Annotated in this window: 10 protein-coding genes and 2 tRNA genes; 2 read left to right on the forward strand and 10 right to left on the reverse strand. The window is 69.5% G+C overall.

Annotated elements, in window-relative coordinates:
* Positions 1-115: 115 nt before the first annotated feature.
* The 8 genes from HUX53_RS08145 to HUX53_RS08180 all read right to left on the reverse strand — a co-directional run bounded on the left by HUX53_RS08145 (position 116) and on the right by HUX53_RS08180 (position 5294).
* Positions 116-697, reverse strand: coding sequence for a TMEM165/GDT1 family protein (locus HUX53_RS08145; protein WP_309237112.1), 582 nt, complete (start codon positions 695-697; stop codon positions 116-118).
* A gap of 369 nt (positions 698-1066) precedes the next feature.
* A complete protein-coding gene (locus tag HUX53_RS08150) occupies positions 1067-2134 on the reverse strand; it encodes a UDP-N-acetylmuramate dehydrogenase (protein WP_309237113.1) in 1068 nt (355 codons plus the stop codon).
* A 75-nt stretch (positions 2135-2209) separates the two neighbouring features.
* The gene (locus HUX53_RS08155) at positions 2210-2635 is read right to left on the reverse strand and encodes a MaoC family dehydratase (RefSeq protein ID WP_176402548.1); all 426 of its coding nucleotides are present in this window, start codon (positions 2633-2635) and stop codon (positions 2210-2212) included.
* On the reverse strand, positions 2635-3072 hold the full coding sequence (locus HUX53_RS08160; protein ID WP_176402549.1) for a MaoC family dehydratase N-terminal domain-containing protein: 438 nt from the start codon (positions 3070-3072) through the stop codon (positions 2635-2637). Before HUX53_RS08160 ends, HUX53_RS08155 begins: the two co-directional genes overlap by 1 nt.
* A gap of 293 nt (positions 3073-3365) precedes the next feature.
* Positions 3366-3530: a 50S ribosomal protein L33 gene (gene rpmG / locus HUX53_RS08165; protein ID WP_026404241.1), complete on the reverse strand. Its 165-nt coding sequence runs from the start codon at positions 3528-3530 to the stop codon at positions 3366-3368.
* 119 nt (positions 3531-3649) lie between these two features.
* Positions 3650-3723: transfer RNA gene (locus HUX53_RS08170), tRNA-Met, on the reverse strand.
* Between the two features lie 290 nt (positions 3724-4013).
* A tRNA-Thr gene (locus tag HUX53_RS08175) sits at positions 4014-4086 on the reverse strand.
* An 80-nt stretch (positions 4087-4166) separates the two neighbouring features.
* On the reverse strand, positions 4167-5294 hold the full coding sequence (locus tag HUX53_RS08180; protein WP_176402550.1) for an acyl-CoA dehydrogenase family protein: 1128 nt from the start codon (positions 5292-5294) through the stop codon (positions 4167-4169).
* Between the two features lie 77 nt (positions 5295-5371).
* Between HUX53_RS08180 and HUX53_RS08185 the strand changes: the two genes are divergently transcribed.
* Positions 5372-6400 carry a hypothetical protein gene (locus HUX53_RS08185; protein WP_176402551.1) on the forward strand — a complete coding sequence of 343 codons (1029 nt, stop codon included), beginning with the start codon at positions 5372-5374 and terminating at the stop codon, positions 6398-6400.
* Here HUX53_RS08185 and HUX53_RS08190 read toward each other — a convergent pair.
* The gene (locus tag HUX53_RS08190) at positions 6397-7119 is read right to left on the reverse strand and encodes a protein phosphatase 2C domain-containing protein (protein ID WP_309237114.1); all 723 of its coding nucleotides are present in this window, start codon (positions 7117-7119) and stop codon (positions 6397-6399) included. The two genes, HUX53_RS08185 and HUX53_RS08190, sit on opposite strands and share 4 nt — an antisense overlap.
* A 112-nt stretch (positions 7120-7231) precedes the next feature.
* Positions 7232-8935, reverse strand: coding sequence for a TerD family protein (locus HUX53_RS08195; protein WP_176402553.1), 1704 nt, complete (start codon positions 8933-8935; stop codon positions 7232-7234).
* An 88-nt stretch (positions 8936-9023) separates the two neighbouring features.
* On the opposite strand from HUX53_RS08195, the gene HUX53_RS08200 reads away from it, so the two are divergent.
* Complete coding sequence (locus HUX53_RS08200) at positions 9024-9566, forward strand: alpha/beta fold hydrolase (protein ID WP_176402554.1); 543 nt, start codon at positions 9024-9026, stop codon at positions 9564-9566.
* Positions 9567-9674 lie beyond the last annotated feature (108 nt).

Here is a 9674-nt window from a genome sequence, read left to right on the forward strand (position 1 = left end):
CTGCTGGCGCTGCGCTGGCCCTTTGGTGGCCGGCGTAGGTGGTGTATAGGGGACAGCCCTTCCGCGGCGCGCCCCGCGGTCGTCGAGGGCCTCTGCCTTCATGGTTCCCGTTCCGTCAGGCCATGACGCCCTCGACGAGCAGGATGACGCCGAAAACGGCGAATCCGGCGGCGGCGCCGTACTTGATGACCCGCTCGGGGAGTTTCCGGCCGAGCATCTGGCCGACGACGATGGCGAGCGCGTCGGCGGCGACCATGCCGATCGTCGAACCGGCCCACACGCCGGTCAGCGCGAGGAGCCCGCCGTGGTCGGCGGCGAGGGTGATGGTGGCGAGCATCGTCTTGTCGCCGAGTTCGGCCAGGAAGAACGCGCCGCCGACGGCGAGGATCGCCGATCCCTTGGCCTTGCGGGCCTTGTCGCGTTCGTCGTCGTCCAGTTCGTCCCCGCGCAGCGTCCACAGCGCGAACCCGAGGAACGCGATGCCGGCGAGGATCGAGATGGGGCCGGTCGGGAGCGCGGCCCCGAGCGCCGCGCCGAGCGCGACGCTGGCCAGGTGGACGATCGCGGTCGCGGCCGTGATGCCGGCCAGCACGTGCAGCGCACGGAACCGGGTGGCGAAGGTCATGGCCATGAGCTGGCTCTTGTCGCCCAGTTCGGCAACGAAGATCACGGCCAGGCTGATGAGGAAGGCGGACACCGGATCCCTCTCGCTCGGACACCGGGCGAAGGGCGGGGGCTCGCGCGCACGACCTCGGCCCGGCATGACTGCCAGGCCGAAGGTCTCGTCCGCCGCGATCTGGATCGGGCCCGCGTGACCGGGCACCGTTCGGCGGCGCCAGCATGTCGACCACGCGATTGGGACTACTCCCCCTCGACGCCGCTCACCCTACCAACCCCGTCCGACATCACGCTGTTGAACACATCACACCAGCTCAGCCGCCACACCCGTCCACACGGCACAGCCCGGCCGGATGCCGCCCCCTTCGGATGCCGCCCCGTCCGAACAGCACGCCAGTCCGAGCAGTGCGCGGGTTCGAGCGGCATGCCCGTTCAGGGAGTGTGCCGTTTAGAGGGTGACGCCGACCATTACGGGTTCGTTGACGAGGGTTACGCCGAAGGCCTTGTGGACGCCGATGCGGACTTCGCGGGCCAGGGCGAGGAGGTCGGCGGTGCTGCAGCCGCCCGGGTTGGTGAGGGCGAGCGTGTGCTTGGTGGAGATGCGGGCGGGGCCGAGGGTGTGACCCTTGGTGAAGCCGGCGCGGTCGATGAGCCAGGCGGCGGACGTCTTGACCCGGTCGCCGGTCTCCGGATAGCGGGGGAACGTCGCATCCGGGCCCAGGCTTTCGGCGACGCGGCGTTCGAGGTCGGCGAGCTGGGCGGCGTCGAGGATCGGGTTGGTGAAGAACGATCCGGCGCTGCGGGTGTCGGGGTCGGCGGCGTCCAGGACCATGCCCTTGCCGCGCCGCAGTTCGAGGACGGCATCGCGGGCCTCTTTGAGGGTGACGCGGTCGCCCGGCTCGACGCCCAGCTTGCGGGCCAGTTCGGCGTAGGCGATCGGCTGCGACTCCTCGGCCTCGTGCAGCGCGTACGTCACGTCCAGGACGAGGTACCGGTCGTTGCCCTTGAAGGCGCTGTGCCGGTAGGTGAAGCGGCAGGCGTCGCGGTCGAGGGCGACGACGGCGCCGGTCTCCCGGTCGTAGGCGCGGACCTCGATGATCGTCTCGCTGACGTCCTGCCCGTAGGCGCCGACGTTCTGGATCGGGGTCGCGCCGACGCGGCCGGGGATGCCGGACAGGCACTCGACGCCGGCGAGGCCGTCGGAGACGCAGCGGGCGACGAACGGGTCCCAGTCCTCGCCGGCCTGGACGCGGACGTGGATCCGGTCGCCGTCGGCGGCGGTGCGCTCGGTGCCGCGGGTGCCGACGTGCACGACGGTGCCGGGGAAGCCGTCGTCGGACACGACCAGGTTGCTGCCGCCGCCGAGCACGAGGACGGGCTCGCCCGCGTCATCGGCCTTGCGGATCGCGGCGACCACTTCCGCCTCGGTCGTCGCCTCGACGAAGCGCCGGGCGGGGCCGCCCAGCCGCAGCGTGGTGTATCCCGCCAGGTTCACGTCTTCGGCGAACACCGCCACGTCGTCTTCCCCTCCCGTACGTGCCCCCGGCCCCGGCATCGGCCGGGGCGGACCCGGCCGATGCGACGCTTCTCGTCAGGCGAGCTTGACGACCGCCTTCGCGCGCGTGAGGACCTTCTGGTCGTTGGACCTGGCGGTGAGCGCCACGACGACCTTGTTGCCGTCCAGCTTCTCCTCCACCTTGCCGCTGATCTCCAGGGTCGCGCCGCCCTCGTCGGGGACGACCACCGGAGAGGAGAACCGTACCCCGTAGTCGACGACGGCGCCCGGGTCGCCGACCCAGTCGGTGACGTACCGGCCGCCCTGCGCCATCGTGTACATGCCGTGCGCGATCACGTTCGGGAGGCCGACGGCCGTCGCGACGGACTCGCGCCAGTGGATCGGGTTGAAGTCGCCGGACGCGCCCGCGTACATGACGAGGTTCGCGCGGTCGATCGCGTACGTCTGCGCGGGGATCTCAGTGCCGACCTCGACGTCGGCGTAGTTGACGTTGGCGGTCATCAGGCCCCCCGCTCCACGATCGTGTTGTAGGACTTGCAGACCAGCTCGCCCTCGGTCGTCTTGACGTCGGTCTCGATGACCATCTTCTCGTTGTTGCCGATCGACTTGATCTCGGTGATCGTCGCGGTGCAGGTCACGACGTCCCCGGCCCGGAGCGGGCGGGTGTACTCGAACCGCTGCTCGCCGTGCACGACCATCGCGTAGTTCAGCCCGAGCTCGGGGTCGGCGAGGCCGGCGTTGCCGAGCGACACGACGATCGGGAAGGTCGGCGGCGCGATGACGTCGGGGTATCCGGCCGCCTTCGCCGCCTCCTGGTCCCGGTAGATCGGGTTGCGGTCGCCGATCGCGTCCGCGAACTCGCGGATCTTCACCCGGCTGACCTCGTACGGCTCGCTGGGCGGGAAGCTCCGCCCGATGAAATCACGGTTGAGTGCCATGCAATCCGTCCCTCTCCAGGTCGAACGGGGCCGCGATGCCCGGGCGCCCGCCTGAGCACACCTGTTCCGTCTTCGCTCGGACGGTAACAGAATGACGTTCAGCCCGCCCTCGCCGGGTCTCACTGGCGAGGACGGGCTGATCGACGTCGGGGCAAGCGTGCGAAGAAGTCCCTGCTTCGCCGACCTTGCGGCGCTTCGGGTCCCCGGCTCGGCTAGCGGGTTTCCCGGTGCGGACGGTGGGTCCTGGCCCATTGACAGCGCAGCGGGGCAGTACTTCTCCGTCCGGAGCTCAGCTAGCGGGTTTCCCGGTGCGGACGGTGGGTCCGGCAGTTGGGGCAGTACTTCTTGATCTCCAGGCGGTCCGGGTCGTTGCGCCGGTTCTTCCGCGTGATGTAGTTGCGGTGCTTGCACTCCTGGCAGGCCAGCGTGATCTTCGGCCGGACGTCGGTGGCAGCCACGATGGAGTGCCTTTCTGGGTAAGGGACAGGATCTTCGGACGACGGCCGCCCGGGGAGGGCGGCCGGCGATTCGACCCAAGCCTGCTCACCCCCGGGACGGAGGTGAGAGACATGGGTAGTAGCGAGGGCCGGACTTGAACCGGCGACACAGCGATTATGAGCCGCTTGCTCTGCCTGACTGAGCTACCCCGCCGTGATGGTCGGTGTGAACCGGATTACAAGGATACCGGATGCTCACCGAACCCTGGAAACGCAAAAACCCGGGTCGAGATCGGGATTCGGTTCCGCGGGCTCCACCGGACCGTTTCCCAGGTTACCGGGTGCGCCGATGAGCTGCGAAACGTCCTGCTGGAACCGGTGGGACGGTACCACAGCGCCATGTATGGAGCGAATCAGTTCGTTCCGGCGCCGAGGGCGCAGCGGGGCCCCGGGGACGACGAAGGCCGCCGTCCGATGGTGCCGGATGGCGGCCGGGATGCCGTGAGCCCCTTTACGGAATCGAACCGTAGACCTTCTCCTTACCATGGAGACGCTCTGCCGACTGAGCTAAAGGGGCCTGCGTCGTTCGCGCAGTGAAACCATACACGGCCTGGGCGAGGGTTGCGAACCGGATTGGGTCGCCGGCGTCCGCGCTGGTCAGCGCAGAAGGTTGCGGGCGATGACGAGCTGCTGGATCTGGCTCGTCCCCTCGTAGATGCGGAAGAGGCGGACGTCGCGGTAGAAGCGCTCGACGGCGACGCCGCGCATGTAGCCCATGCCGCCGTAGACCTGGACGGCACGGTCGGCGACGCGTCCGACCATCTCGGAGCAGAAGTACTTGGCGCAGGACGGCCCCTGCTTGGTGTCCTCGCCGGCGTCGTAGGCGCGGGCCGCTTCCAGGACCATGGAGCGTCCGGCGTACAGCTCGGTCTGGGAGTCGGCGATGAGCCCTTGGACGAGCTGGTATTCGCCGATCGTCCTGCCGCCCTGGCTGCGTTCCTTGGCGTAGGCCACGGTCTCGTCCAGGATCCTCTGGGCGAGGCCAACGCAGACGGCGGCGATACTGAGTCGCCCATGGGCGAGCGACGCCATCGCCGTGCGGAAGCCTGTTCCCTCTGTCCCGACCATGGCGTCGGCAGGGACGCGCACGTTGTCGAAGAAGACCTCGGCCGTGTGGGCTCCGCGCTGGCCCATCTTCTGGTCGGACGGGCCGACGCTCAGTCCGTCCACACCCTGCTCGACGAGGAACGTGGAGATGCCACGGGAACCGGCGCCGCCCGTCCTGGCGAAGACCATGAAGACGTCGGCATCGGGGGCGTTCGTGATGAACCGTTTCGCACCGTTGATGACGTAGTCGTCGCCGTCGCGCGCGGCGGTCGTGGTCAGCGTGCTGGGATCGGAGCCCGCCTCGGCCTCGGTGAGCGCGAACGCGCCGATGACCTCGCCGGACGCGAGTTTCGGCAGCCAGGCGTCCTTCTGCGCGTCCGTCCCGGAGTTCACCAGGACCTGGCCGGCGATGCCGTTGCTGGTGCCGAACATGGAGCGGAACGCGGGGCTGGCGTAGCCGATCTCGAAGACGAGGCGCACCTCCTCGCTCAGCGTCAGGCCGAGGCCGCCGTACTGCTCGGGCAGCGCGTACCCGAACAGGCCCATGTCCTGGGACGTGCGGCGCAGCGCCGCCGGGATCGCGTCGGTCTCCTCGATCTCCTCCTCGCGGGGGATCACCTGCTCGCGGACGAAGCTGCGGACGGCGTTGAGCACGTCGGCGAAATCCTGTGGCTCCATGGACCTCATTCTAGAATCTGATTCCAGGATGGTGGGCGGTTTCCGGGTGTCGTACCGCTGTGCAAGGGTGATCGACCATGCCGCTCCAGGATCTCGTCGACGACACCGTCCGGGCCGCGATCGCCGAAGACCGGGCATTCAGCGACCTGCTCCCCCAGCTCTGGCAGGCGTCCCAGACGGCCGTCCCCGCGGAGATGAACGCCGCGCTGCCCCGCCTCGCCGAGGGCGTCGCGGAGGCACCGCCCAACCTCGGCGGCTTCCTCGCCGTCATCTCCGGCGCCTGGATCGAGGACGGCGCCGACCCCGCGCCGGTCGGCCCGATCGTCCTCCGGCGGATCACCGAGGTCACCGCGGCCGCGCTGGCGTTCGCGGACGCGTGGGAGGACGCGGCCGGGGGCAAGCCGCCGCCCGACATGGAGGGCCAGCCGTCCCAGCAGGTCTTCGACACCGTCGCGCCGAGGCTCAGGGACGGCGCGACGGCCGCGATGATGGCGTGGTTCGCGCTGCCGAACTACGCGCTGGCCGGGTGCACGGTGCTGCAGATGGCGCCGCTCGCCCGGGCTTCACTGGACGAGCGGGAGCTTCGTGTCCGCCTCGCCGAGCAGGCCGCCCAACACCTCGGGCAAATGGAGTACTTCCACGCGCTGCTGCGCGTGCTGGACGGCGAGCGGCTCCTCGTCCTCGACCGTGCGAGCGGCAAGGGCTGGACGGTCACGATCAGCGGCATCGGCGACAACTTCCAGCTGCACATGCTGCTCGGCGGGGCGCTCATCGGACGTCCGGGCGGGCTGACCGGCGAACGTCCCGCGCCGGAGATCCTCGCGTGCTTCCTGGACGCCGACGTCCCGCCGGGGCCGCCGGTCGTCTCCAGCCCGTGGAACCTCGTCGACGCGCACGGCGAATGGATCTGGAACGAGGGCGTGCCGGCCGATATCCCGGTGTTGAACGGTACGCGGGTCGTCGTGATCGACCCGCCTGCGTACCAGCGGACGTTCCCGGCCGGGCGTCGTTTTCCGCTGATGCCGGCCACGATGCGCGTCGAGGGGATGCACCTGCCGGAGGACCTCGGCGACTGGTGGCCGCACATCAAACCGGCGACACGTTAGAACCGGACGAATACCGCCGTCGCGTCGTCGTACTGCTTGCCGCGTGGTTTCGTGCCCGTCGCTTCGGTGACTCTGGTCCTCCGGACGAGTTCCCTTGGGCCTTCTTCATCGAGGAGCTGGAGCAGCTCGTCCCACTCCATCTGCTCGAACCGCTCCACGAGCCTGGACGCACCGTCGCTCAGCACCGCCGCCCTTCGCAGGCCGTCGACCGGAACCTCGCCGGTCAGCCCCTCGTACGCGGCCTCCGGTTTCGTGCTCGCCACCCAGAACCCGCCGGGGCTGTTCCGCGACCTGCGCACGCCTTCGAGGGTGTAGCTGGGCAGATGGTCGACCCGGTCGTCCCGGAAGACCATGATCTCGCCGACGTCCACCACGATCGGGGAGTCGGCGAGGACGAACCACTCGACGACTTCGCCGCGGCGGCGCAGCAGCGACACCGTCGCGGACGGGCTGTCCGGGTTCTGCAGGTCGCACGCCCCGGTGTGCGCCTCGCCCGTCACCTTGATCGCCTCGGCGACCAGGTCGGGCAGCGGCTTGCCGTCCTCCAGCGCCAGCAGCGCCGCGATCCGGCCGCCGAGCCTGCGCACCAGCCACGCCGGGTCGTGCCGGCACCCGCTGTCCACCCCCGGCGGCGCCGTCGCCCCGTCCAGCAGCACGACCCAGCCGGGGCCGGCCGCCACGAAGTCCTCGTTCTCCCGTCCCGGCGTCGCCTCACTCACATAACTCACCTGCACGGTTGCAGGTCTACCCGGTGCGCGGCCGGGCGGGCACCGGTAGACCAAACCCGCCACCCGCGGCCCGGCGACCTGCCGCTTTGCTGTATCGGCACTTTTAGTCGTCGATGTCGACGCCGAAGCCGCGGGCCAGCGCGGCGAGGTCGAAGTCGTGGCCCTGGCCGACGACGCGGAGCCGCCAGCGGGGGCCGCGCCGGTAGATCTCGGCGAGAATCATCGTCCGCTCGGTCGTCCCGGCGTCGAGGGTCGCCTGCGCGACCGCCTGCTCGGCGGTGCCCGGGCCTGCGACGAGTTCGATGGGGCCGAGGTCTCCGAATGTCACCTGGCCGTCGATCGCCGCCGCGATGGTCACCTTGTGGACGGCGTTGGGAAGCGCGGTCAGGTCGACGGTGATCGCCTGTTCGGTGGGGCCATCGGCAGCCAGCCGGACCGTCCCATCGGGTGATTCGGCGGCGCCGTAGAAGACGAAGTCCTCGTCGCAGGACACCTGGTCGTCCTCGTCGAGCGCGAACGCCACCACGTCCACCTCGCAGGACGCGTGCTGGAGCCAGGACGCGGCGACCGTCCAGTCTTGCGCGTGCGGCAGGTCGACGGCCGCGCCGCGCGGCAGCACCCTCGGCGACACGCGTTCCGCCTCCACCCTTTCCGGCGCCCCGAGCCATTGCTCCTCGTGGACGGGCACTTCCAGGTCGATGACCCGTCGCATCCGCCGGTCATCCTCGCTGCCGTTCAGGGCGAGGACGTCTGTGACGCTGGCGGAAAGGTTAACGGCCGCCGCACCGCCGAGTTCCACGACGCGACTCCTCGCGGCGGACGAAACAGGGTGGGTTCCGCCGAGAACCAGCACGCACCGCCCTTCCAGCGGGCCAGTCGTTGCGCTTGTTCGCTGCTCGGTGGTGTTCTGCGGGATTTCAGCCGGGCGCTCTCCTGTTCCGTGCGGTGTTCCGGGGAGGACGTTGCCGAGAAGGGCGAGGAACGTCCGCTCATCGATGATCGGCACGCCTTCTTGCCGGGCTCTGCGCGCCTTGGCCGTTCCGGATTCGGGTTCGTTCGTCACCAGGGCACTCGTGTGCCGGCTCACGGACCCCATCACGTTCAGGCCCTCGGCCACGGCCCGCTCGACGAGCTTTTCGCGGGGAACATCGGTTTCACCCGTGATGGCAACCTTCATACCTTGGACGAGTTCGGTGCTCAGGCGCCCGGGGCAGCGGAAAGCGCAGCGCGTCTTCGGAATGTTCGGCCTGGCCATCTGCTTCGGCGGGCATGGCACGAGCGGCAGGTCGAGACCGAGCCGCATCGCCTCCGACAGGGATCCTTGCAGGACGCCCGCGAGCGTCCGGACGTCCTCCAGCGCGTCGTGCGCCCTCCGTTTCTCGACGCCGTAATGGGCGGCGAGCGTCGCCAGTTTCAGGTCCTTCGTCGCTGGGGAGAGCCGCCTGTTCAACGCCAGCGTGCACAGCCGCCGATCGACGGGCAGCCGGATGTTCGCACGCATGAACTCCTGGGCGAGGAACCCGTAGTCGAACGGCGCATTGTGCGCCACAAGGACACGCCCTTTGAGCAATTCCGCGACGTGCCGGCTGACGTCCTCGAATCTCGGTGATCCTTTCAGCCTGCCGGCGGTCAACCCGTGAATGTGGACGGGACCCGGATCGCATCCCGGGTCGAGCAAGGTGGAGAACTCCCCGTTCGCCCGGCCGTCGGGCCCGACCGTGACGACGGCCAGCGACAGGACCCGGTCCCGGACGGCCCGCAGCCCGGAGGTCTCCACGTCCACAAGTGCCCACTCATGCCCGAACATGGCGGCAGGCTAATGCCACGCTTTCGCTCTGCGCATATTCTTCCTCGCTTCTGCCCACATGCGGACAGCCTGCGATTACCGTGGGGGCGTGCCGACATTCCAGTCCTATGATGGGACGCGTCTCGCCTACCATGTCGAGGGCTCGGGCGAGCCCCTCGTCTGCCTTCCGGGCGGGCCGGGCCGGGCGTCCGGCTACCTCGGCGACCTGGGCGGCCTGCCCCGGACCCTGATCAGGCTCGATCTCCGCGGCACCGGTGCGTCCGCCCGTCCGGACAATCCGGACACCTACCGCTGCGATCGCCTTGTCGAGGACGTCGAGGCCCTCCGCACCCATCTCGGCCTCGCTCGACTCCCCCTCCTCGCGCATTCGGCGGCGGGTGATCTCGCCCTCCTCTATGGCGCCCGTTATCCGGAACGCCTTGCGCACTTGCTCCTGATAGCGCCGCTGGGCAGGGCAGTCGGTTTCGAGTTGACCGAGGATGAATGGCATTCCGGCCTGGAAAGGCTTTCCGACCGTCCCTGGTACGACGACGCATACGACGCGATCATGGCCTGGAACTCGGGCGACGGCGACCCGGAAATTCGCCTGCGCGCCGCACCACTGAATCCATCTCATCCTCGGGCGGTCTGAGCGACGCGGTGGTTTTGCAGGACGGCGATGGCCTTGACGATGTGGCCGGCCTTGCTCGGGCTGCAGCGCAGCTTCCGTAGGATCCGCCATGACTTGAGTTGTGCGTTC

The organism is Actinomadura sp. BRA 177 (genome assembly GCF_013372625.1).
Classification (GTDB): Bacteria; Actinomycetota; Actinomycetes; order Streptosporangiales; family Streptosporangiaceae; genus Spirillospora.